Raw genomic sequence first — 22,767 nt, 5'->3', positions numbered from 1 at the left:
CATTTGAAGGAGGGGTTCGCTATGCAGACTTGGTTTGCGGAGCATCCGGTGATTTCCTACGTGCTGATCTTCGTGCTGATCGTTTTCGTTTACAATAAAGTATTTCGTGCACAGCAGAAGCTGCCGCTCTTTAAGGAGATTATCCTGTACCTCCTCATGGCGCTGGGTTCGTTCCTGCTGCTCATTTTTCAAATCGACAAGCTGCCGATCATTCAATGTCTTCTGGTGGCCGTCGTTCTGATGCTTATGGTGCGAATTCGTTACTTTGTCGAGGGACGACGGAATAAGGAGAAAAAGGCGGGGCCTCCGGCGGAGGATAAGTCGGTATAATTTGGCTCCCGCCTTCATCGGTAACTTTTTCGAAATCCGGTACGTCTTTATGGATGCGACAACATTTTTATACGAAATAAGGTGTTTGAGTTCATGAGTTCTAACCACAGCGGCTTACCTCCACGGGGGAAAGGCCAAAGAGGCTCGACAAAAGGTTCGAAAAAGGGTCCGGCTCCAAAGAAGAAATCCAGCGGCATTAAAAAGTTTTTCAAATTTGTCCTGACGTTGATGATTATCGGCGTGATTGGGATTGGCCTTTATGCAGGGTATTTGTTCTATACCGCGGATCAGGTGATTGATGCGACCGGGACCCAAGACGAAGTGGCGCCGGAGAAATCAGCTAAGGTGAAGCCGATTACGATGCTGCTGCTCGGCACGGACTATCGCCCGCAGACCGGCACGCATCTGAGTGATGTGATGATGGTGATCGCGATGAACCCGGAAACGAAGTCCGCCACCGTTGTGTCCCTCCCACGGGACACGAAGCTGGAAATGAACGGGTATAAGACGAACAAGATCAATGCGTTTTATCCGAATTTCCTGGCGGCCGAGAAGAAAACGGGGACTTCCGCCAAGCAGGAAATGAAAACGATGATGAGCAAGTTTTTTGATATCGATATCGATTATGTGACGGTACTGAATTTCCAAGGGTTCCGTGATGTAGTGGACGCACTGGGCGGCGTCGATGTGAATGTCGATGCGAATATGTGTTACCGCGATACGGCTGACGGCACGAATATCAACCTCAAAAAAGGGGCCCAGCACCTAAACGGGGAAGATGCATTAGGGTTTGTGCGGTACCGCAAATCGAACTGTAAGCCGCAAACGAAGGGATCGGATGATTTCGACCGCAACCGCCGGCAAAATGAGGTGCTGCATGCCCTGATCGACCAGGCGAAATCGCTGAACGGCGTGATGGGCGCCGGTAAAGTAATTGAATCGGTTGGCAAAAATATGGAGACCGACCTGGAATCCCAGCAGATGAAAAACATGATTCAGACTTATTGGAGCATTTCCAAAGAGAACGTGGATTTCATGCCGGTCACCGGCGATTGGAAGAGCCCGTATGTTTATTTGCATCAGGACGAACTGGTGGCGGCAAAGCAGGCCTTAAAGAATCAGATCGCCGGTATCCAGACGCCTGACACACAACCGGAGAGCAGCGGACAAGGGCAAAACTAGCCGGTCAACTGACGATTGAAGGCAAGTTTTACCGCATGCTATAATACAATTAACTTACAGGATAGCTGAAGCGTCTGAGCAGAAATCCCATGCAATGCCGTACAGGAGGGCTGGTCGATATGTCTGAGGTCGTTACCCAATTGTCCGATTCGCTTTATTCGATTTTCCAGTCCGAAACGTTTGTCTTGCTGAATACGGTGGATCAGGAGTCCGGCGGACCCACATCCAGTGCGATCTCTTGGGTGTATGCCGTAGATCATTCAAAGCTGCGGCTGGCGTTGGATCATCGCTCCCGATTGGTCGGCAATTTGAAGGCCAATCCGCGGGTTACCGTGACGGTCTTTGGCCAGGAGACAATCTACGCCATCAATGGCCGGGCTTCCGTCGTACAGGATCCGCTGGACGGAGTTCCGTTTAATATGTGCTGCTTCGATGTTCAAATCGATGCGGTACGGAACGCGTTGTTCTACGGCGCGCAACTGGTATCTCCGCCGGAATATGCGAAAGTTTATGACCAGCGTGCTGCGGACATGCTGGATCGTCAAGTGTTTGAAGCCATGAAAAAAGCCTAGCGAGTTGATCGCTAGGCTTTTTTTCCATCTTGGGACAAACAGGTTTAACGCAGGTTTTGCCGTGACGTGTCGCCGCCAGGGGCGATCTGCATTTGTTTCGGGTTTACGCCTTCCGGTGGCCGGGTATCGTTAGGTAGCTGCGGTACGATTCGCCCGATAATATCGGCCAACTCGGTGGCGAAGCCCGAAACCGGCCGGCCATCTCGGATTTTCTTGCCGATCTCGGTGATCCGCTGGTTCAAATCCATATCGGCGGTGACGATGGCACCGACCCCATGCGGATCTTTTCGAAGCGCTTCAGCTACCGTATATTTAATGCTCCCAACCCTTGCGCGCTCAAGGCGGTTGTCCACATCAATCCCCACGATGGCGGTTTTGCCCATAATCACGCAGTGTGCGCCTTTGACGCCGGGAACCTGTTTCACAAGCTGTTCCAAATACATTTGTCTGTCACGGTCCGACATTGCCTTATTGCCGTTCGTACCGGTTGTGGCGTAAGGGTCCACGCTTTGGGCTCGAGGCGTATTCCCCGTTTGATTATTTGGAGAGGGTGATGCCTTTTCAGAACCAGTTCCGCAGCTTGTAAGCAGGGAAGCCGTCACTAACAAACACAGCCATATTCGCATGTTCGATCCGTCCTTTCGGAATTGATCTCTTCCATTCCAGTACCGGAGTTCATATATCGATTTTAGATTTCCCGGGACGGAAAAAAATATGTACGAATCTCATTAGGCTGCAATGACCGCGGTGGAGGGGATAATGGTGAAGAAAATCTTCGTTTTGGATACCAATGTATTGCTGCATGATCCGGGGGCTGTTTTTGCCTTTGACGAGCATGATGTGGTCATTCCAGCTGTCGTTCTGGAGGAAATCGACACGAAAAAGCGCAATGCCGACGAAATCGGCCGGAACGCTCGGGGCGTATCGCGCTTGCTGGATGGACTGCGGGAAAAGGGTCATCTCCATGACGGGGTGCCGCTTGAGGGTGGCGGGCGGATCAAGGTGGAATTAAACCACCGTAGCTTCGTTAAAGTCCAAGAGATGTTTGGAGAGGTTACCAACGATAACCGGATTCTTGCGGTGGCCCTGAACTATCATCTGGAGCAGGCGGGGCTGGAGTCACCGCGCCCGGTGATCCTGGTCAGCAAGGATGTGCTTGTCCGGATCAAAGCCGACGTACTAGGGGTGCACGCCGAAGATTATCTGTCGGACCGGACCGTTGGCCCCAGCGACCTGTACGGAGGTTACTCAACCATTAAGGTTCACCCATCGGTGATCGACGAATTTTATACGTATCGTTTTTTGCCGATCAAGCCGTTGGGGCTTAATTACTCCCTTTATCCTCATGAGTTTGTGATTCTGAAAGACGAGATGGGCACCGGCAAATCCGCCTTGCTGAAGGTGAACGAGGATGCCACTCGCTTGGAGCCGCTGTATCTTAGTAACGAGCCGGTTTGGGGGATCAGCGCCCGAAACGCCCAACAGCGTATGGCCTTGGAATTGTTGCTGAACGATGAGATTCCGCTGGTGACGATCACAGGCAAAGCCGGAACCGGCAAGACGCTGCTCGCATTGGCTGCGGGCCTGTTGAAAGTCGAGGATGAACACAGATACAAGAAGCTGTTGATTGCCCGGCCCGTTGTCCCTATGGGGAAGGATATCGGCTATCTGCCCGGTGAAAAAGAAGAGAAGCTACGCCCCTGGATGCAACCGATTTACGATAATCTGGAGTTCCTGTTTGATACGAAGAAATCCGGTGACATTGAAAAGATCCTGATGGGGCTCGGCAGCATTCAGGTGGAGGCTCTTACCTACATTCGCGGCCGATCCATCCCGGGACAATTCATTATCGTGGACGAAGCGCAGAACCTATCGCGCCATGAGGTCAAGACGATCGTGTCCCGCGTCGGGGAAGGCAGTAAGATCGTGCTGGTGGGTGATCCAGAGCAAATCGATCACCCGTACCTGGATGCTTCCAGCAATGGGTTGACCAGCCTGGTCGAACGCTTCCGCGACCAGGGCTTGAGCGGCCACATCACGCTCGAGAAAGGCGAGCGTTCGAAGCTGGCGCAGCTGGCGGCGGACCTGTTGTAAGAGGGCGAACTCGCGTTGGACTCGGGCGGGCGGGCACCGTGGCGGGAAACCGGTGTAGCTGAGTCATCAGAAGCAAGTAACGACCTCTCCAAAATGCGGACGTTAACTTCCTCCGGTTCGTTACTTGTTGCGGGAAGGCGCTGGTTGAGGCTTGCCACTCGTCCGTCGCGGGAACCCCTTTTGCAGCAGATTCATCGGAAGCAAGTAACGACCTCGGCCCGCTCTTGTCCGCCGGTTGTCCAATGATGAGATAGAAGGAAGACAACCGGCTCCCAAATGCGGACGTAAACTTCCTCCGGTTCGTTACTTGCTTTCCTGAAGCGGGAAGGCGCTGGCCGAGGTTGCCACTCGTCCATCGCGAGAAAAATAATAGTAGAAGGCCCGGCGAATCGGTTTAACTTGATCCGCCGGGCTATTTTAGGGTTTGCGTGAGTGCTAACGGACTCGAGAGGCGTTATTTGGTGGAGAAAGGGTGACTTGGAGCGCTAACGGACCTAGATGACCTTATTGCGACACTTTCGGCGTGACGAGTACCATTTTGGATCAAATAACGGCTCGTAGATCCGTTAGAATGGGAAATACCCGGGAAATGAACGAATAACGGCGCTCAGGTCCGTTAGGGAGGAATGAAACGGTGGGTGGGGGGATCAACGACCGCAAGTGCACAAGTTAGTTTGTTGGCCCCAGTGAGTTAGTTACTGCTTGATTCAACGGGCTATTTTTCGAGGTAACTTGGAGTGCTAACGGACTCGAGAGGCGTTATTTGGTGGAGAAAGGGTGACTTGGAGCGCTAACGGACCTAGATGACCTTATTGCGACACTTTTGGTGTGACGAGTACCATTTTGGAACAAATAACGGCTCGTAGTTCCGTTAGAATGGGAAATACCCGGGAAATGAGCAAATAACGGCGCTCAGGTCCGTTAGGAAGGAATGAAACGGTGGGTGGGGGGATCAGCGACCGCAAGTGCACAAGTTAGTTTGTTGGCCCCAGTGAGTTAGTTACTGCTTGATTCAACGGGCTATTTTTTGAGGTAACTTGAGTGCTAACGGACCTGAGAGACGTTATTTGGTGAAGAAAGGGTGACTTGGAGCACTAACGGACCTAGATGACCTTATTGCGACACTTTCGGCGTGACGAGTACCATTTTGGTCCAAATAACGGCTCGTGGTTCCGTTAGAATGGGAAATAGCCGGGAAATGAGTAAATAACGGCGCTCAGGTCCGTTAGGAAGGAATGAAACAGTGGGTGGGGGGATCAACGACCGCAAGTGCACAAGTTAGTTTTTTTGTTGGCCCCAGTGATTTAGTTACTGTTTGATTCAACGGGCTATTTTTTGAGGTAACTTGGAGTGCTAACGGACCTGAGAGGCGTTATTTGGTGGAGAAAGGGTGACTTGGAGCGCTAACGGACCTAGATGACCTTATTGTGACACTTTCGGCGTGACGAGTACCATTTTGGATCAAATAACGGCTCGTAGTTCCGTTAGAAAGGGAAATAGCCGGGAAATGAGCAAATAACGGCCCTCAGGTCCGTTAGGGAGGAATGAAACGGTGGGTGGGGGGATCAACGACCGCAAGTGCACAAGTTAGTTTGTTGGCCCCAGTGAGTTAGTTACTGCTTGATTCAACGGGCTATTTTTCGAGGTAACTTGGAGTGCTAACAGACCTGAGAGGCGTTATTTGGTGGAGAAAGGGTGACTTGGAGCGCTAACGAACCAAGATGACCTTATTGCGACACTTTTGGCGTGACGAGTACCATTTTGGATCAAATAACGGCTCGTGGTTCCGTTAGAATGGGAAATACCCGGGAAATGAGCAAATAACGGCGCTCAGGTCCGTTAGGGTGGAACGGTTTTGCACGCGAGCAGCAGCGATCGTAAGAACATTTCACCCGGCGGCCCCCCATCGCTCTGAAAAGGTTTACTTCAACCGGTGACCTCCGCCCCTACATATACATTTTTTTACGGGACAACACCTTCGGCGATTTGCTACAATACGAAGTATCGGAATGTTTATTAACTTGCGCTCCTAAATCGTGGAGAGGAAGAACAGGCGTGAAGCGAAAAAATCATTGGGTGCTTTTTGCGATTCTTCTACTCGCTTTAATTAATCTGTCCCCTAGCGAAGAAACGACGTTGGTTCGCCCGGAAGACGGCAGGGAAAGCCAGCCGGTAACGCCGCCCGAAGCGCAGACCTCGCAGGAGACCGGACATCTTCAAGTGGCGGTGCAAATGGACGAGTCCGATTTCCGCCGCCTGGAGGAAATGAATCGTCAGTTTATGGCGATCCATCCGGTGGAGGTGGAGTTGGTGAATGTGCCGGCGGAAGAGAGTTACGCTTCTTTTCAGCGCCAACTCATGAAGCTGGGGGAATCCCCGGACGTCCTGCTGCTGGACAATGTCTGGATACGTCGCTTTGCCGCCGACGGCTACTTGCTGCCTACGGAGGGATATTACTCCGGCTCTTTGTCCGGAGAAGTGTTAAGCGCTTCCTTGATCCCGAACGAATGGAATGGGTATGTTTGGGGAGTTCCGCTGGATGTAGATCCATATGTCCTTCTCTATGATACGGCCAAGCTGAAGCAACTAGGACTGGAGCGTCCGCCAACTTCGGTGGACGATTGGAGCATCCTGTTCTCCGCTTTCAAAAAACAACGTCCTCAGCCCTACCTTCTGGGCTTGGATTACCGCGACCCGTATGCGGCGGCCACGCTGCTTTGGCAAATCGGAGGAGGCTGGAAGCCGGGGGCAGGGGGGGCTTTTTACGCCCTAAAGGACAATATGCCGCTCTCCTTGCAACAGCTGGAACAGCTCCATCCGTGGCTTCTGGATGCAGGGGCAGCTGGAGTGGATGCTTGGAGCAAGCTGAATGATGGCCAATTGGCCATGCTGATGATCCGGGCATCGGAGGCGCGAAAGCATTCGCATCCTCAAATTAAGGTGTGGATGCCGGAGGTGCAGCCGAATTTGGCGTCGGCCTGGATTCAAGGCCGCAGTTATGCCGTCTCTTCGCAGACGTCCAACGCCGAAGCAGCCGGATTGTGGATTTCGGAAATGACATCCGCCCTAAATCAGATGCGCTGGCAGGAGGCTACTCGACATTTACCTGTAATAAAAACCATTTACTACGAGGCTGCTCCCAATCAACTGCCGAATTGGATTCCGGCTTCGCTGGCCGCTGGCTCCGGTGCGGCACTGCCGGCAAGTCCGGCGCTGCCTGAACAGCTTGAATCCTTTGCGCCGCTTACTTACGATTATTTGAGCGGGGCGATCAACGCGAAGCAATACCGCAGTCGGTTGGCCGAACTCAGCCCGTAACGCGGTTTGCTTCCTACAAAGTTAATTTCAATTTCACCGTCAACGTTCCCACGGAGATGGCCGCATCGGTGGCTTCTACGAAGGGGACGATTTTTTTGGGATAAAATCCGAGATCGAAATCCCGTTCCAGCTCGGCCCGCGTCGTGTCCGGCAATGCCAATCCATTAAACAGCAGACGGTCTACGTGAAAAACGATTGAGTTTTCCGGTTCTTGCTCCACCGTGTAGTGCCCTTCGACCTCCAGCTCCAAGCCCTCCCGGCTGCCTTGCGCAATGATTTTGTCCTTTTCGAAGCGAAAGCTCATGTCCTTCAGCAGCTCGCTTTTGCTATAGAGAAACGCATTTAACTCTTCTTCCCGGATCTCCAAGCGATACCCGCCTTTTTCCGCGACCAGGCTGTTCTTGTTCTGCTGCAAAAAGTCGGGAAACTGCGACATCGCTGAACTAAGCGCCTGAAAATATTTGCGAAGCTCATATAGACCTACGTTCTCCCAATAAGCCGTAAGCTCTTGGATCAGGGCCTTCAGCTTCTCGGGATCGCTGCTCAGTCCAAGCGATTCATCAACACTTTGCTGAAGCGCGGCGACGCGACTGCGCTGGAGTTGAAGTTCCTCCTTCATACGCGCGAGCTCAGTGGAGGTGTTGTCCAGCTTCTGTTTGGTGCGCGTCAATTCGGTATACTCTGCCTTGTAATGGTTTAAGATCGTACGATCCCGATCCATAATGAGCTGATAATAGTCCAATACGGTAAAAAAATCCTTGAGGCTGTTTACGCTAAGCAAAGCGTACAGCAAATTTTCCCGTTCCCCCATATAGTAAGCGCGCAGCCTAAAACCGGCTTGCTCCCGGCTAACGCGAATTTGTTCATTTTTCTCAATCAGCTGTCCTTGCAGCTCGCGGAGGCTCTGCTCTGTTTCTTGCTGGCGGGTTTCGATCCGTTCGATTTCCCGGTCGATTTCCTGAATCGACAAGCTTTGCTCCAGGATCTGCTGTTCTTCGGCAGTGAACGGTTTAGCGGCGGCCGGAATACCGGCGAGTTGGAGAGCAGTTAGCGACAGCAATAGACAGAGTGATATGATGCGTTTCTTCAACAACGATCCTCTCCCGTCAGTGGTTGTACTATATATATGATAACAGGTTCGGAAATAGCAGAGATCACGAAAAAAGGCGTTTCGGCCACAGGCCGATACGCCTTTTTGAAATCTTATGAACTTTTGGGATTAGAGGGGCAAACCCATTTTGAAGATCGTCCAGTAGCTGAACCCGGTAAATGCAACGATCATGTATCCCCAGAACAGCAGGATATAGGTTCTCTCGGTAAACTTCAAATAGCCGAATAGAACGAAAAAGGCGGTTTGCAAAAAGAACAGCAAAGCCATCTCCGTTAGATCGCCCGCAAAGGCCATAAGCCCAATAGCCAAAGTGAAGAAGCCAAGGACGCGAAACATGCGTGCCACGAGGTAATCCCCCTTTCTTATGTATCAACGAACCTTCCATTTCTCTACCCATTATACCCGTTAGGCCGAAAAGTGTAAACGAAAAGTCAAGATTTAACCTAATTATGCCAGGAATGCTGTGATATATGTAACGGTAGTATCTGCCGATATCTGCTTGCGTTATTCGTTTCCGTGAGTGTCATGTATGGAGACCCCTGATTTTGGAAATACATTTTAGTATCAAATAGATTCTATGAACTCTATGAGAGGCATAGAAATGGAGTAAGAAGCATTTTACCCATACGCCTGCCGGAGACCGCCGGTTGGAAGACGGTTAGACTAGGATGTCGTTAGGAGGTTTTTATAGCATGACAGCTGTGAGACAAGATGCATGGAGCGCAGAAGATGATTTGATTCTGGCCGAGGTAACTCTTCGGCATATCCGGGAGGGCAGCACCCAATTAAACGCTTTCGAAGAGGTCGGAGAACGAATCGGCAGAACGGCGGCGGCCTGCGGTTTCCGTTGGAATAGCTGCGTCCGGAAGAAATACGAAGCGGCCATCAGCATCGCCAAAGCCCAAAGACAGAAACGGAATTATATGAAAAAACAAACCCCGCTAACCGCGGGATCCGGCATCGCCTCGCTCGCTTCCGTCGAAATGGACGACGGTGGCTATCGCAGCGATGGAGTTACGGAAGAGACGATTTCCATCGATGCGGTGATTCGTTTTTTACGTGGATGGAAAAACACGGTTCAGGAAACCAATCGCCAAATGAAATCGCTGGAGAAGGAACTACGCGAGAAAGAAGAGGAGCTTGCCACGCTTCGCGAGGAAAACGAGCGGTTATCGGCACAGGTTAGTGAGGTGCAAACCGACTACCGGGTCGTCAATGACGATTATAAGGCGTTAATTCAAATTATGGATCGCGCGAGACGGTTGGCTTTTTTGAACGAAGAGGACGAGGAAAGCAAATCGAGATTCAAAATGGACGCAAACGGAAATTTGGAACGGATTGAGTAAGTGGATTATATGGAAGAGGGACGATATGCAAAGCAAAACTCCTGCCATGATGGCAGGAGTTTTGTGTTTTAGGGGGAGGGTTTGGTATAAAAGGAATAGAAGGAAGGAAAGGACGTGAAACCACATTGTATTTTGACATTATCGGGGCGGGGGCGCTAGGGCTGCTATTCGGCGGGAAGTTGATTGCCTCCGGGGCTTGCGTGCGTTTTTGGACAAGGACTCCGGAGCAAGCTGCATTACTGAAGCAAGAAGGAATTCATTTGGATGAACCAAACGGTACCTCGACGACGATTGAAGGAAGTCGATTCGAAGCCTATTATATGGAAGAAAGTGGTGGAACCGAGAGGATTAAGGGGGCCGATTGGGTGTTGATGACTACAAAGCAAAGGCATCTTAATGCGGAGCTTCTCAGTTCCGTAGGTCGTCTCGTGGGCCCGGACGCGAAGATCGTATGCTTTCAAAATGGGGTGGGGCATTTGGAACTCATAAACAGTGCCCTTCCTGGTGTGCCAACTTATACGGCAATCACAACCGAAGGGGCCAAACGGATGAACGAATATCACGTAAGCCGAGCGGGTCAAGGGACAACGCAAATTGGAAAGAGCAACTCGGTCGGACAAGACAAGGATGGAGAAACTTTGGTGAAAATGCTTGAGATAGCAGGATTTACCGCGCTTTTGTCGAAAGACATCGGAAGGGAGATCTATAGGAAGCTGCTGATCAATGCCACCATCAACCCGTTGACAGCCATTTGGCGGGTGTCGAACGGGCAATTGCTGGAGACCGAAGAGCGGCTCGACCTGCTTCGCCAGTTATGTGAGGAAGGCACAGCGGTCTATGATGCCTATGGCATTCCCTATGATAAGGACATGTATGATCAAATCGTTGCGGTCTGCCAATCCACTTCGTCAAATATCTCTTCCATGCTGAATGATGTACAGCGGGGGTTGCCTACGGAAATCGATTATATCAATGGGAATCTAGTCGAGATGGCGCGCGGCAAAGGAGTTCCTGCTCCAGGGCATGAAACGGTTTGGCGCTTGGTCCGAGCTTTATAACCTAACATGGATATAAAAATATAGTTACTTACTTTGCAAGTCAGCTTTTTGATTTTCAATTTGATGCGGAGGTGAGGCTTTGGAAGCGTTGGTCTCTTCCTTTATCGTGTTAGCCATGGTACCGATCATTCCTTTTGGGCTGATTTATTTTATTCATTATCAAATGAAGCGGGATAAAAAAGCAGCGTTGAAACTGGCAATGGACGTGACGACGCTGTTTTTGATCTTGTCGGTTTCTGCGTTGTTCAACAATGTGTTCCATTCAACCTTTGGCTTTTATTTGATCCTCATTATTCTGTTGGTTGTTGGAGGTTTGATCGGCGGCGCGCAAACTCGGCTGAAGGGGAAGGTTGACGGGCGTAAACTGCTGCGCGTAGTCTGGCGCCTGGCGTTTGCGGCAACCGGTGTTGCTTATGTCTTGTTATTTTTGATCAGCTTCATTACATATATTACAGCAGCATAGACCAAACTAGGGCTAAAGGTGAAATACCGAATAAATCAATGACATCCTGGGTTAATTGTTAAGGAAAACAAAAGTCAATATTGTATATTGGACTATTTTGTTAAGGAATAGCGCTAAATTTAGCAAATCGCGCGAAAAATCTTTAATTTTATGTTGGATTTTTTTGACCGCTGGTTGTATAATCTAAAAACATATACCAAAACATTTTAAGGGGGATATTGCTAGATGAAGAAGAGTAAAAGTCTTTTGCTTCTTCTGACGCTCGTTCTTGCAGTCGGCACTTTGCTTGCCGCATGCGGTTCGAACGGCGGGAACAATGGCGCTGCCAATAACGGCGCAGCTAACGGAGGCAATACAGCTTCCGACAGTGGCAACAGCGGTGAAGAGAAATTGGCCGCAGATCAAACGCTTAGAATTAACCTGAGCGCGGAGCCACCAACATTCGACCCGGCTCAAGCTCAAGACAGCCAAGCCAACACCGTTCTGAAATTGATGTATGAAGGTCTTACGCGCCAGGACGAATCTGGTCAAGTTATCCCCGCAGCAGCTGAAAGCTGGGACATCGATGGAACGAAATATACGTTCCACCTGCGTAAAGACGCAAAATGGAGCAATGGCGACCCTGTTACGGCGAACGATTTCTTATTCGCTTGGGAACGTGTCCTGAGCCCGAATACAAATCCTGCTGCTCCTTACGCTTACCAGTTGTATTACTTTAAGAATGCACAAGAATATAATGAAGGAAAAATCACGGACTTCAGCCAAGTTGGCGTGAAAGCTGTTGACGATTACACTCTGGAAGTGGAATTGGTTGCCCCAACTCCTTATTTCCTGGGTCTGACTTCCTTCTATACCTTCTACCCAGTTCACCAATCCGTTAAGGATGATGAGAAATGGGCGGTTGATCAAAGCAAAATGATCGTGAACGGTGCATTCACCTTGACGAACTGGGTGAAAGGCCAAACGATCGAAGTAACCAAGAACGAAAACTATTGGGATAAAGCCAACATTAAGCTGAGCAAAATCAGCATGTCCCTGGTTAACAGCAGTGCGACGGAGCTGGCATCGTACCAAAACAACGAATTGGATCGCGCTGGACATCCAAACGGTGAAATCCCAACCGACCAAATTCCGATTCTGAAAGATCAATTGAAAGACGAATTGGAGATCAAAGGGATTTCGAGTACTTACTACTATGAATTTAACGTAACAGCTAAACCGTTCGACAACGTGAATATCCGCAGAGCATTCTCGATGGCTGTTGATCGTCAAGCGATCGTAGACAACGTAACGCTTGGCGGCCAAGTTCCAGCGTTTGGTTTTGTACCTCCGGGTATCAAAGGTCTGAACGACGAATATCGTAACGAGCACAAAGACGATTACTTCACGGAAAACTTGGAAGAAGCGAAGAAGCTTCTGGAACAAGGGATGCAAGAAGAAGGTTACACCAAACTGCCTGAAATCACTTTGATCTACAACTCCAGTGAAGCGCACAAGAAAATCGCTTTGGCGGTTGCTGACATGTGGAAGAAAAACCTTGGTGTTGACGTGAAGACGGAAAACCAAGAATGGGCCGTATTTATCGAAAACCGTCAAAACCTGAACTACCAAGTAGCTCGTGCAGGTTGGAGTGCAGACTACAACGATCCGATGACTTACATGGATATGTGGGTAACGGGCGGCGGCAACAACGATACTGGTTTCTCGAACGAAGAATATGACAAGTTGATTCAAGAAGCGAAAACCAGCGACGATATGGCAAAACGCGATGCAAACTTCGCAAGAGCTGAAGAAATCCTGATCAAGGACAACCAAGTCCTGATGCCGCTTTACTACTACACGAACGTTTCGGCTTCGAAACCGTGGTTGAAAGGCGTAGTACTTGACTTCAGCGGTGCTGTAGATTACAGCCGCGCTTATATTACGGATGCACGTAAATAAGTCATGTTAATCGCATAGAAATCTCGGGATATATATGTGGGTATTCCATATATATCCCGTTTTTTTTGTGTGTTCTCTTCTTCCAAGCATTTCGTCTTTATGCAATTATATGGAATAGACAAAGTGGTTTTTTTCACCTAAAATCGATATATGTCGAAATTTAAAAGAAGGAGGTGTGAACGGGCATGGTGCGTTATATCGCCAATAAGTTTTTCTACATGTTAGTTTCGCTGTTTATTCTCATTTCGGCGACCTTTTTTCTGATGAAGGCCATTCCGGGGGATCCCCTCACTTCGGAAAAACAGGTACCTCCTGCGATTAAGGAGCGGCTATATGAACAGATGGGACTCGATAAGCCCGTTTATCAGCAGTATCTGAAATATCTGGGTGAGATTGCACAGGGCAACTTGGGGATTTCGATGAAACAGATCAACCAAGATGTATCCAACATCATTAGCCAAACTTTCTCGGCGTCTTTGAAGTTGGGTGTCGTTGCGATCATCGTTGCGTTAATAGTCGGGGTACTGCTTGGAATGTTGGCAGCGCTGTATCATCGCAAATTAATTGATAATGTGGCGATGGTGTTAGCGGTGCTGGGCATCGCGGTGCCTAGCTTCGTCGTAGCCTCTTTGCTGCAATATGTATTCGCATCAAAGCTGCACTGGCTACCGACGATGGGCTTTAAGGGACCGTTGTACTATGTGTTACCGGTAGCGGCTCTAACCGCGCAACCGATTGCGTTTATAGCACGTTTGACCCGTTCAAGCATGCTGGAGGTCCTGCATGCCGATTACATCAAAACCGCCAAGGCCAAAGGTCTAGGCTGGATGGCGATCCTGTTCCGCCACGTGATCCGCAACGGCATTATGCCGGTCATCACGTATATGGGACCGATGACGGCAAATATTGTTACCGGTTCCGTGGTTATTGAACAAATTTTTGGGATCGGCGGTATCGGTAAACAGTTCGTGCAAGCGATCAGCGTCCGCGATTATCCGCTGATTATGGGGATTACGATCTTCTATGGCGTGTTGCTGATGTTGGCTCGGTTTATCACGGATATCCTCTATGTGGTCGTGGATCCGAGAATTAAGCTTTCAAAAGGGAAGGAGGGATAATGCGCATGGATTCGAATCCAATCAAAGTGATGCCGACTCCGGTCGATCTGACGGCAGAAGATTTCCGCAAAATCGGCACGGACGAGAAAGAAGCCGAAGTGATTCAACGCGAAAGTATTTCAGCTTGGCGTGACGCTTGGCAACGGCTTCGCAGCAATAAGCTGGCGATGACGGCTTTGATCATCTTGGGGTTGATTACGCTAACTGCGATTATCGCTCCTTGGCTCATCGGCAAGATTTACGGCTATAACTATTATTCAAACGATCTGCTATATACGAACAAAGCACCATCTTCTACACACTGGTTTGGCACGGATGATCTTGGACGCGACATGTTCATCCGGACTTGGATGGGGGCGCGCATTTCCCTGATTGTCGGCTTGGCAGCAGCGTGTATCGACCTTTTGATCGGCGTTATTTACGGCGGTATCATGGGTTACTTTGGCGGCCGCGTCGATGAAATTATGAATAAGTTTTCCGAGATTTTGTACTCCATTCCTTACCTGCTCGTTACGATTCTTTTGCTGGTCGTGATGGAGCCAAGTTTGGGAACGATTATCCTGGCACTAACGATTACCGGCTGGATTAACATGTCGTGGATCGTCCGCGGTGAAATCATGCAGTTAAAAAATCGCGAGTACGTGTTGGCTTCCCGTTCGATGGGCGCAGGCCATGGACGCCTGTTGTTCCGCCACCTGTTGCCCAATGCGGTAGGTCCAATCATCGTTACGGTAACGTTGTCCGTTCCGAACGCGATTTTTGCCGAAGCGTTCTTGAGCTTCCTTGGTCTCGGCGTACAAGCTCCGGTTGCTTCGCTGGGTTCGATGATCAGCGACGCGTTGACCGGTTGGTTGTATTATCCATGGCGGATGCTGTTCCCAGCCATTTTGATCAGCTTGACCATGCTTTCGTTTAACATTTTCGGCGACGGCCTTCGCGACGCGCTGGATCCTAAATTGAAGAAATAGGAGGTGGAATGTATGGAGCCGATTTTACAAGTCAAAGATTTGCATGTTTCCTTCCAAGTCAAAGGTGGAGAAGTGAAGGCCGTCCGCGGCATGAACTTTGAAGTGGGGAAAGGTGAAACGGTGGCGATCGTCGGCGAATCCGGCAGCGGCAAAAGTGTCACGGCCCAAACGATTATGCGCCTGATTCCGTCCCCTCCTTCCATCATTAAACAAGGTGAAATTATTTTCCAAGGGCAAGACCTGTTGAAGAAAAGCGACAAGCAAATGGAATCGATCCGCGGGAAAGATATTGGCATGATATTTCAGGACCCGATGACCTCCTTGAATCCTACGATCAAAGTAGGCCGACAAATTACTGAAGTATTAATCAAACATCAGAAAATGTCAGCGGGCGAAGCGAAGAAACAGGCTGTCGAAATGCTGAAGCTTGTAGGCATCAAGAATGCAGAAGCCCGCTTTAACCAATATCCACACGAATTCTCCGGGGGGATGCGGCAGCGCGTGATGATCGCCATTGCGCTGGCTTGCCGGCCTTCGCTGCTGATTGCGGACGAACCAACGACGGCGCTCGACGTGACGATCCAGGCTCAAATCATGGACGTGATGAAAGAGATGCAATCCCGGCTTGGAACCTCCATCATTTTGATCACCCATGACCTTGGTGTCGTAGCCGGCATGTGTGATCGCGTTATCGTAATGTATGCCGGTGAAGTGGTGGAAACCGGAACGAAATGGGAGATCTTCAAAAACCCGCAGCATCCTTACACCAAAGGCTTGCTGCGTTCGATGCCTCGTTTGGACCAAAAGAAAGGCGAACCGCTTATTCCGATTATCGGCACACCGCCGGATTTGATTAAGCCGCCGCTGGGTTGTCCTTTCGCCGCTCGCTGCGACCAGGCGATGAAGATTTGCGAACGCATCGATCCAAGCGCAACCGTATTTAGCGAAACACATACGGCCCGCTGCTGGGATCTTCATCCGATGGCCAAGGAGGTACAGTCGTCATGAGCAAAGGCAAAACCTTGATTGAAGTCGAAGGTTTGAAAAAATACTTTAACGTTGGCGGCGGCAATGTATTGAAAGCCGTTAACGACATCAGCTTCTCGATCGCCGAAGGTGAAACGCTTGGCCTCGTTGGCGAATCGGGCTGCGGTAAATCGACCGCAGGCCGTACGATTCTTCGTTTGTACGAGCCAACGGCCGGCAGCGTTCGTTTTAACGGCGTGGACATCAATCAATTGTCGCCGAAAAAAATGAAAGCGATGCGCCGCGACATGCAGATGATCTTCCAAGATCCGTATGCCTCGTTGAATCCGCGGTTCACCGTAACGGATATCATCGGTGAAGCGCTGGATATCCATGGCTTGGCAGGCTCCCACGCGGAACGTAAGAAACGCGTTGAAGAGCTGCTTGATATGGTTGGCTTAAACCCGGACCACGCGACCCGTTATCCGCATGAGTTCTCCGGCGGTCAACGTCAACGGATCGGGATTGCTCGCGCACTTGCGGTGAATCCGAAGTTTATCATCTGCGATGAACCGATCTCGGCGTTGGACGTATCCATTCAAGCACAGGTTGTTAACCTGCTTGAGGATCTTCAGGATCGTTTGGGATTAACGTATCTGTTTATCGCGCATGACTTGTCCATGGTGAAGCATATCAGTGACCGTGTTGCTGTCATGTACCTGGGCCGAATCGTGGAGATGGCCGATAGCGAAGAGCTGTACGCCAACCCGATGCATCCATATACCAAAACGCTCTTATCCGCGATTCCGATTCCGGATCCGGAGGTTGAGGCCAACAAGAAGCGGATCCTGCTGGAGGATACCGCAAGCGGTCCGATCGGCAAAGAGGGCGCAGCTAGCGGCGGATTGTTCGATTTGGACAACTCCGAGCTGGTTGAAGTGTCCAAAGGACATTTCGTCTCTATGCCGAAAAAAGGCTAATTGATCCTGCGAACTCCCGCAGCCGGAAGTGACGGTTGCGGGAGTTTTTTATGCCCATTAGTTACGGAAAGTAAGAAGTTCGGCAAAAGTAAGGATTTCTTTGACGGAGCAGCAGGACATCCGGTACAATCAAGGAAGGTTTTGAAGCAGACAGGAGGATGCTACCTGATGAATGTGGTTCAAGAGCAACTATCCTTCGCGGGGCCGCTGGCTGAAGTGTATATCAACCAGTTCTCTGCGGTTGAGCAATTATATGAGAGCGACCCGGGGAAGGACGATAGCTGGACGGAACGGGCCGCGTGGCTGGATCAAACGGAACAGACGCGTGTGGATCGGAAAGCCTTGGCTGCCCGGCTTCGTGAGTATAACCGGATGTATAACCCCAACCCGGCCGTCCGGGTGGCCATCGACCAGCTGGAAATCAACGGTACGGCGGTGGTTGTCGGCGGGCAGCAAAGCGGGTTGTTCACCGGGCCGCTGCTTGTGGTCTATAAAGCCGTAACGATTCTTAAAGCGGCAAAGTCCGCTTCGGCCCGGCTAAACCGCCCGGTTGTGCCAGTCTTCTGGATTGCCGGCGAGGATCACGACTGGGATGAGGTCAATCATGCCTATGTCTTGGCGCCGGAGCTGCAGGTGCAACGGATACGTATGCACCGAGGGGCGATGGACCGGCTGCCGGTTAGCTTCACAAAGGTGACGGCCGAGGCTTGGAACAAGGCCGTATCCGAGTTAGAGCAGCTACTGCCCGACAGCGAGCATAAGGCTGCTATTTTGGAAATGGTACGAAGCTCGTCCGCGGAAACGGATAACCTGACGGCCTGTTTTGCCAAATTGATCGGGGCCTTATTTGGAAAGTACGGTTTGGTGCTGCTAGATTCGTCGGATCCGGAGCTGCGCCGGCTGGAGATGCCGGTGTTTGAGCAAATGATTCGGCACAATGACGAGCTGGAATCGGCTTATCACGAAACGGTGCATGAGATGGCGGGGCTGGGCTACGAACCTTCTGCGGAAGTGGCTGAAGGCGGAGCCAATTTGTTTTACATAGGCGAGCGAGAACGTTTGCTGCTATTTAAGCGGGAGGGCCGGTTCGAAGATCGAAAGGGCAAAGTATCCTTTACGGCGGATGAACTGCTGGCCGAATTGCGGGAGCACCCCGAGCGGTTCAGCAATAATGTGTTAACTCGTCCGTTGATGCAGGACAGCTTGCTGCCCGTCCTCGGCTCGGTGCTAGGACCTGGTGAAATTGCCTACTGGGGGTTAACTCGTAAGGCGTTCCATAAACTGGGGCTAAGAATGCCTTTACTGCTGCCGCGGGAAGCTTTTACCGTGGTTGATGGGACCGTGCAAAAATATATGAGCAAATACCAGCTTAGCTGGAATGACGTTAAGGACGCAGAAATCTTTCAGAGCAAACGCGAAGCCTGGCTTGCCGCACAGGAACGAATGCAGGTAGATATGCGGTTTGGTGAAGTTGTAGCTGCGTTTGGGGAGCTGTACGATCCGCTCCTTGTGGAGTTGACCGAGCTCCAAAGCGGCCTGGCGCGAATCGGGGCGGTGAACCGGGAGAAGATTCTCCACCAAATCGAGTACTTACGCGGCAAGGCGAAGGAAGCGCTGGAGCAGATCCATGCCACCGGCCTGCGTCATTTTGATCGGATTCAATTGTCGTTGTTCCCCTTGAACAAGCCGCAGGAGCGAGTTTATAACCTCTTTGATGCTTTGAACCGGTTTGGGATGGATTGGATCGATGGCCTGATGGATATTCCTTATGAATTGACTGGCAAACACCGAATTATTTATTTATAGGAGGAGACGTATATGAGTTCGAAAGCGATTCAGAACAGCATCGTTACCGATTTGAAGCTTGCGCCGGAGGGCCATTTGAAGATTGATTGGGTAGAAGCCCATATGCCGGTACTGAACCGGATTCGTAAGCAATTTGAGGCTGAACAGCCTTTTAAAGGGCTGAAAGTGACCATTTCGCTGCATTTGGAGGCCAAAACGGCCTATTTGGCGAAAGTTGTGCAAGCGGGCGGGGCTGAGGTGACGATTACCGGTAGCAATCCGCTGTCGACGCAAGATGACGTCTGCGCCGCTTTGGTTGAAGATGGAGTCACTGTTTATGCCAAATATAATCCTGAGCCGGAAGAATATAAGGCGCTGTTGGTTAAGGCATTGGAAACCAAGCCGGACCTGATCATCGATGATGGCGGCGACTTGGTTACGATCCTGCATTCTGAACGTCAGGATTTGTTGGAGAATGTGCGGGGCGGCGCCGAAGAGACGACCACCGGTATTTTGCGCTTGAAAGCGATGGACAAGGAAGGGCAGCTGAAATTCCCGATGGTAGCGGTGAATGACGCGTATTGCAAATACTTGTTCGACAACCGCTACGGTACCGGCCAATCGGTGTGGGACGGAATTAACCGGACGACGAACCTGGTCGTAGCCGGCAAAACCGTCGTGGTGGTTGGTTACGGCTGGTGCGGTAAAGGCGTAGCGATGCGGGCCAAAGGCCTTGGCGCCAATGTCGTCGTAACGGAAGTGGATGCAATCAAGGCGGTGGAAGCGGTGATGGACGGCTTCCAAGTGATGCCGATGCTGGAAGCGGCCAAAGTCGGCGATTTCTTCGTCACCGTAACCGGCAACCGCGACGTTATTCGCGGCGAGCATTATGATGTGATGAAGGACGGCGCGATTCTGTCCAATGCCGGCCACTTTGATGTGGAAGTGAACAAGCCGGAACTCGCAGAACGTTCCGTATCGGTCCGCACGGTGCGCCGCAATATCGAGGAATACCAGTTGAAGGACGGACGCAAAATGTATCTGCTCGCGGAAGGCCGTTTGGTCAATTTGGCCGCAGGCGACGGGCATCCGGCGGAAATCATGGACATGACGTTTGCACTGCAAGCCTTGTCCTTGAAATATGTGAATGACCGTTACAAGGAAATCGGTAAAACGGTAGTTAACGTACCTTACGAGCTGGACGAGCAAGTGGCTCGCTTTAAGCTGGAAAGCCTAGGCGTCAACATCGATGCGTTGTCCGACGAGCAACGTACTTACCTCGATAGCTGGCAGGAGCACTAATTTCGAAGCGTTTGGCCTTTAGGGCTTGCGCCGGGAACTGATTTTTAGCAGCATCGCGGTATGCGGTCGATTAACGGTAGCTTGTACCGTGGATTCAGAAAAAGGGACTATCTCATGCAGAATGATCTGCCGGGATAGTCCTTTTTGTCGTGATTTGGCGATTGCTGGCCCCACCCTTTGCAAGTCAAGCCAACCCCAGTCAAAAAAAATTATGAACATTAGAAGGATTTTCCCCTCTAATGTGGAATAGTTACATATCACAGTGGTGTAAAGTGGTGTAAAGTGGGGGAAAGAGGTAAGGAGTGAGTCACCAATGTTTATGGGGGAATTCCAACATAGCATTGACGATAAAGGCCGGATTATTATACCGGCTAAGTTTCGTGATCTCCTCGGCAGCTCTTTTGTTGTTACCCGCGGCTTGGACCAGTGCCTTTTCGTTTATCCGATGCAGGAGTGGGAGGTTCTGGAGCAGAAGCTGAAAGCTTTGCCACTGATGAAATCCGACGCCCGCGCGTTTACGCGCTTCTTTTTCTCGGGAGCGACGGAATGCGAATGGGATAAACAGGGAAGGGTAAACTTGCCAGGTACTTTAAGGCAGTATGCCAAGCTGGAGAAGGATTGCGTTGTTCTCGGCGTGTCGAACCGGGTAGAAATCTGGAGCAAAGACACGTGGGAGCAATACTTCCAGCAGTCGGAGGATACGTTTAACGAAATTGCGGAGAAACTGGTCGATTTCAATTTCGATCTTTAAGTCCGTATTCAAAACAACTTCTTGAAAATGAATTCAGGTTTGGGGGCGTAAGTCTTGTTCCATCACATCACGGTACTCAAAGAAGAAGCGACAGAAGGGCTGCGCATCAAGCCGGACGGCATTTATGTGGATTGTACGCTAGGGGGCGGCGGTCACAGCTCGGTGATCTTGTCCAAGCTAGGTCCGGGGGGAAGGCTCATCGCTTTCGACCAGGACGACTGGGCGCTGGACAATGCCAAGGAGCGGCTCGCAGCCTATGCGGACAAGTTAACTTTGGTAAAAAGCAATTTTCGCTATATCGAGCAAAAACTGCTGGAGATCGAGGGGGTGCCGCAGCTTAACGGGATTCCCCAAGTGGACGGCGTATTGTTCGACCTTGGCGTTTCCTCTCCCCAATTTGATGAAGGGGAGCGGGGGTTCAGCTACAACGCGGATGCACCGCTGGACATGCGGATGGATCAATCGGCGTCGCTGACGGCGCGGGAGATCATCAATACGTGGCCGGAACGCGAAATTGCTCGGATTTTGTTCCAATACGGAGAGGAGAAGTTCTCCAGGCGAATCGCCAAGGTCATTGCGGAACGGCGCGTGCAGGAGCCGATCGAATCCACGGGTCAGCTCGTGGAGCTGATCAAGGAAGGGATTCCGGCGGCCGCCAGACGGACCGGGGGGCATCCGGCCAAACGCAGCTTTCAAGCGCTGCGTATTGCGGTCAACGACGAATTGGGCGCTTTTGAAGACGGGCTGCATGCGGCGATCCGCTGTTTAGCCCCGGAGGGCCGGGTGTCGGTCATCACCTTCCATTCATTGGAGGATCGAATCTGCAAGCAGATTTTTGCCAGCTATGTGGAGAAGTGTACTTGCCCGCCGGACTTTCCAATGTGCGTGTGTGGCGGCAAAGGTTCGCTAAAATTGATTAATCGGAAACCGTTAGTCCCGTCGGAACGGGAACTGGACGAGAATCCGCGGGCCCGCTCGGCGAAATTGCGCGTGGCGGAGAAATTGCAAACCGGTGTGGAGGAATCGTAAATGGCATATACGCGTGGGAATCTGGCAGTCAAGGAGAAGCAAGCGGAACGCAGCTATCCATCGCAGCGTTATCGGGAAACAACGAAGGTGGTCACTCGCCGTTCGTCGCTTCCGGTTCGAGAGAAGCTCTTGTACATGATGACGGTTCTGTTCTGTGTGGCGGTGATGGGCGGATTGTTATGGCAAAATGTGTCACTTTACAACATTAAGCGCCAAATGTTTAATTTGAATACGGACATTCAAACGATGAACGCTGAAGTGAAGGAATTAACGATCCAGAAGGAAAAGCTGGAGGAGCAGATTCCGCAAAAGGCGGCGGAGCTCGGTTACGTCCAACCGGAAGTGGAAGGGTTCCACGTGAAGGTTCCGGCGGGAACCCAGGAGAATAATGGGCTCGGCGATGGGAATGAAACGGATTCGACGGCGGATGGCGTAGCTACCGCCAAGAAATAA

At 50.9% G+C, this 22,767-nt stretch carries 21 protein-coding genes; 18 read left to right on the top strand and 3 right to left on the bottom strand.

Annotation, left to right across the window (positions count from 1 at the left end; translation table 11 throughout):
• Positions 1 to 21 precede the first annotated feature (21 nt).
• The 3 genes from BN3277_RS15565 to BN3277_RS15555 all read left to right on the top strand — a co-directional run bounded on the left by BN3277_RS15565 (position 22) and on the right by BN3277_RS15555 (position 2,084).
• On the top strand, positions 22 to 330 hold the full coding sequence (locus BN3277_RS15565) for a YlaH-like family protein (protein WP_059044128.1): 309 nt from the start codon (positions 22 to 24) through the stop codon (positions 328 to 330).
• Between the two features lie 93 nt (positions 331 to 423).
• Positions 424 to 1,512, top strand: coding sequence for an LCP family protein (locus BN3277_RS15560; RefSeq protein WP_059044126.1), 1,089 nt, complete (start codon positions 424 to 426; stop codon positions 1,510 to 1,512).
• A gap of 119 nt (positions 1,513 to 1,631) precedes the next feature.
• Positions 1,632 to 2,084 carry a pyridoxamine 5'-phosphate oxidase family protein gene (locus BN3277_RS15555; RefSeq protein ID WP_059044124.1) on the top strand — a complete coding sequence of 151 codons (453 nt, stop codon included), beginning with the start codon at positions 1,632 to 1,634 and terminating at the stop codon, positions 2,082 to 2,084.
• A 44-nt stretch (positions 2,085 to 2,128) separates the two neighbouring features.
• Here the strand turns inward: BN3277_RS15555 and BN3277_RS15550 are convergent, their stop codons facing one another.
• Positions 2,129 to 2,710 (bottom strand): YhcN/YlaJ family sporulation lipoprotein, encoded by a 582-nt coding sequence (locus tag BN3277_RS15550; RefSeq protein ID WP_059044122.1) that lies wholly within the window; start codon positions 2,708 to 2,710, stop codon positions 2,129 to 2,131.
• Positions 2,711 to 2,846: 136 nt separating this feature from the next.
• Here BN3277_RS15550 and BN3277_RS15545 point away from each other — a divergent pair, with 136 nt between their 5' ends.
• Together BN3277_RS15545 and BN3277_RS15540 are read left to right on the top strand one after the other, a co-directional pair.
• Positions 2,847 to 4,178, top strand: a complete 1,332-nt coding sequence (locus BN3277_RS15545; protein ID WP_059044850.1) for a PhoH family protein — start codon at positions 2,847 to 2,849, stop codon at positions 4,176 to 4,178.
• 2,055 nt (positions 4,179 to 6,233) lie between these two features.
• Complete coding sequence (locus BN3277_RS15540; RefSeq protein ID WP_059044120.1) at positions 6,234 to 7,496, top strand: extracellular solute-binding protein; 1,263 nt, start codon at positions 6,234 to 6,236, stop codon at positions 7,494 to 7,496.
• 13 nt (positions 7,497 to 7,509) lie between these two features.
• On the opposite strand, the gene BN3277_RS15535 is transcribed toward BN3277_RS15540, so the two are convergent.
• Positions 7,510 to 8,586, bottom strand: coding sequence for a coiled-coil domain-containing protein (locus BN3277_RS15535; RefSeq protein WP_232436437.1), 1,077 nt, complete (start codon positions 8,584 to 8,586; stop codon positions 7,510 to 7,512).
• Between the two features lie 129 nt (positions 8,587 to 8,715).
• Positions 8,716 to 8,952: a DUF2626 family protein gene (locus BN3277_RS15530; protein ID WP_059044116.1), complete on the bottom strand. Its 237-nt coding sequence runs from the start codon at positions 8,950 to 8,952 to the stop codon at positions 8,716 to 8,718.
• Positions 8,953 to 9,299: 347 nt separating this feature from the next.
• On the opposite strand from BN3277_RS15530, the gene BN3277_RS15525 reads away from it, so the two are divergent.
• The 13 genes from BN3277_RS15525 to BN3277_RS15460 all read left to right on the top strand — a co-directional run bounded on the left by BN3277_RS15525 (position 9,300) and on the right by BN3277_RS15460 (position 22,767).
• The gene (locus tag BN3277_RS15525; RefSeq protein ID WP_059044114.1) at positions 9,300 to 9,953 is read left to right on the top strand and encodes an RsfA family transcriptional regulator; all 654 of its coding nucleotides are present in this window, start codon (positions 9,300 to 9,302) and stop codon (positions 9,951 to 9,953) included.
• 125 nt (positions 9,954 to 10,078) lie between these two features.
• On the top strand, positions 10,079 to 11,011 hold the full coding sequence (locus BN3277_RS15520; RefSeq protein WP_059044112.1) for a ketopantoate reductase family protein: 933 nt from the start codon (positions 10,079 to 10,081) through the stop codon (positions 11,009 to 11,011).
• A gap of 79 nt (positions 11,012 to 11,090) precedes the next feature.
• Positions 11,091 to 11,474 (top strand): DUF3397 domain-containing protein, encoded by a 384-nt coding sequence (locus BN3277_RS15515; RefSeq protein WP_059044110.1) that lies wholly within the window; start codon positions 11,091 to 11,093, stop codon positions 11,472 to 11,474.
• A gap of 225 nt (positions 11,475 to 11,699) precedes the next feature.
• Positions 11,700 to 13,415 (top strand): peptide ABC transporter substrate-binding protein, encoded by a 1,716-nt coding sequence (locus BN3277_RS15510; protein WP_059044108.1) that lies wholly within the window; start codon positions 11,700 to 11,702, stop codon positions 13,413 to 13,415.
• Positions 13,416 to 13,600: 185 nt separating this feature from the next.
• Positions 13,601 to 14,533 carry an ABC transporter permease gene (locus BN3277_RS15505; RefSeq protein ID WP_059044106.1) on the top strand — a complete coding sequence of 311 codons (933 nt, stop codon included), beginning with the start codon at positions 13,601 to 13,603 and terminating at the stop codon, positions 14,531 to 14,533.
• A gap of 5 nt (positions 14,534 to 14,538) precedes the next feature.
• A complete protein-coding gene (locus BN3277_RS15500; protein WP_059044849.1) occupies positions 14,539 to 15,501 on the top strand; it encodes an ABC transporter permease in 963 nt (320 codons plus the stop codon).
• Positions 15,502 to 15,513: 12 nt separating this feature from the next.
• Positions 15,514 to 16,509, top strand: a complete 996-nt coding sequence (locus BN3277_RS15495) for an ABC transporter ATP-binding protein (RefSeq protein ID WP_059044104.1) — start codon at positions 15,514 to 15,516, stop codon at positions 16,507 to 16,509.
• Positions 16,506 to 17,447, top strand: coding sequence for an ABC transporter ATP-binding protein (locus BN3277_RS15490; protein ID WP_059044102.1), 942 nt, complete (start codon positions 16,506 to 16,508; stop codon positions 17,445 to 17,447). Before BN3277_RS15495 ends, BN3277_RS15490 begins: the two co-directional genes overlap by 4 nt.
• A gap of 168 nt (positions 17,448 to 17,615) precedes the next feature.
• A complete protein-coding gene (bshC, locus tag BN3277_RS15485; protein WP_059044100.1) occupies positions 17,616 to 19,253 on the top strand; it encodes a bacillithiol biosynthesis cysteine-adding enzyme BshC in 1,638 nt (545 codons plus the stop codon).
• A gap of 12 nt (positions 19,254 to 19,265) precedes the next feature.
• Positions 19,266 to 20,534: an adenosylhomocysteinase gene (locus BN3277_RS15480; RefSeq protein ID WP_059044099.1), complete on the top strand. Its 1,269-nt coding sequence runs from the start codon at positions 19,266 to 19,268 to the stop codon at positions 20,532 to 20,534.
• Positions 20,535 to 20,847: 313 nt separating this feature from the next.
• Complete coding sequence (mraZ, locus tag BN3277_RS15470; RefSeq protein ID WP_059044096.1) at positions 20,848 to 21,285, top strand: division/cell wall cluster transcriptional repressor MraZ; 438 nt, start codon at positions 20,848 to 20,850, stop codon at positions 21,283 to 21,285.
• Positions 21,286 to 21,339: 54 nt separating this feature from the next.
• Positions 21,340 to 22,314 carry a 16S rRNA (cytosine(1402)-N(4))-methyltransferase RsmH gene (gene rsmH / locus BN3277_RS15465; protein WP_059044094.1) on the top strand — a complete coding sequence of 325 codons (975 nt, stop codon included), beginning with the start codon at positions 21,340 to 21,342 and terminating at the stop codon, positions 22,312 to 22,314.
• The gene (locus tag BN3277_RS15460) at positions 22,315 to 22,767 is read left to right on the top strand and encodes a hypothetical protein (protein WP_059044093.1); all 453 of its coding nucleotides are present in this window, start codon (positions 22,315 to 22,317) and stop codon (positions 22,765 to 22,767) included.

The organism is Paenibacillus rubinfantis, from assembly GCF_001486505.1.
Classification (GTDB): Bacteria; Bacillota; Bacilli; order Paenibacillales; family Paenibacillaceae; genus Fontibacillus; species Fontibacillus rubinfantis.
This window is presented reverse-complemented; position numbering and strand designations above follow the sequence as displayed.

Bases quoted from the DNA above. Each gene is read 5' to 3' on its own strand.
- BN3277_RS15500 (WP_059044849.1), top strand. From the start codon at position 14,539: ATGGATTCGAATCCAATCAAAGTGATGCCGACTCCGGTCGATCTGACG.
- BN3277_RS15550 (WP_059044122.1), bottom strand. From the start codon at position 2,710: ATGCGAATATGGCTGTGTTTGTTAGTGACGGCTTCCCTGCTTACAAGC.
- BN3277_RS15460 (WP_059044093.1), top strand. From the start codon at position 22,315: ATGGCATATACGCGTGGGAATCTGGCAGTCAAGGAGAAGCAAGCGGAA.
- BN3277_RS15560 (WP_059044126.1), top strand. From the start codon at position 424: ATGAGTTCTAACCACAGCGGCTTACCTCCACGGGGGAAAGGCCAAAGA.
- BN3277_RS15480 (WP_059044099.1), top strand. From the start codon at position 19,266: ATGAGTTCGAAAGCGATTCAGAACAGCATCGTTACCGATTTGAAGCTT.
- BN3277_RS15525 (WP_059044114.1), top strand. From the start codon at position 9,300: ATGACAGCTGTGAGACAAGATGCATGGAGCGCAGAAGATGATTTGATT.
- BN3277_RS15505 (WP_059044106.1), top strand. From the start codon at position 13,601: ATGGTGCGTTATATCGCCAATAAGTTTTTCTACATGTTAGTTTCGCTG.
- BN3277_RS15490 (WP_059044102.1), top strand. From the start codon at position 16,506: ATGAGCAAAGGCAAAACCTTGATTGAAGTCGAAGGTTTGAAAAAATAC.
- BN3277_RS15495 (WP_059044104.1), top strand. From the start codon at position 15,514: ATGGAGCCGATTTTACAAGTCAAAGATTTGCATGTTTCCTTCCAAGTC.
- mraZ (WP_059044096.1), top strand. From the start codon at position 20,848: ATGTTTATGGGGGAATTCCAACATAGCATTGACGATAAAGGCCGGATT.
- BN3277_RS15510 (WP_059044108.1), top strand. From the start codon at position 11,700: ATGAAGAAGAGTAAAAGTCTTTTGCTTCTTCTGACGCTCGTTCTTGCA.
- BN3277_RS15565 (WP_059044128.1), top strand. From the start codon at position 22: ATGCAGACTTGGTTTGCGGAGCATCCGGTGATTTCCTACGTGCTGATC.
- bshC (WP_059044100.1), top strand. From the start codon at position 17,616: ATGAATGTGGTTCAAGAGCAACTATCCTTCGCGGGGCCGCTGGCTGAA.
- BN3277_RS15555 (WP_059044124.1), top strand. From the start codon at position 1,632: ATGTCTGAGGTCGTTACCCAATTGTCCGATTCGCTTTATTCGATTTTC.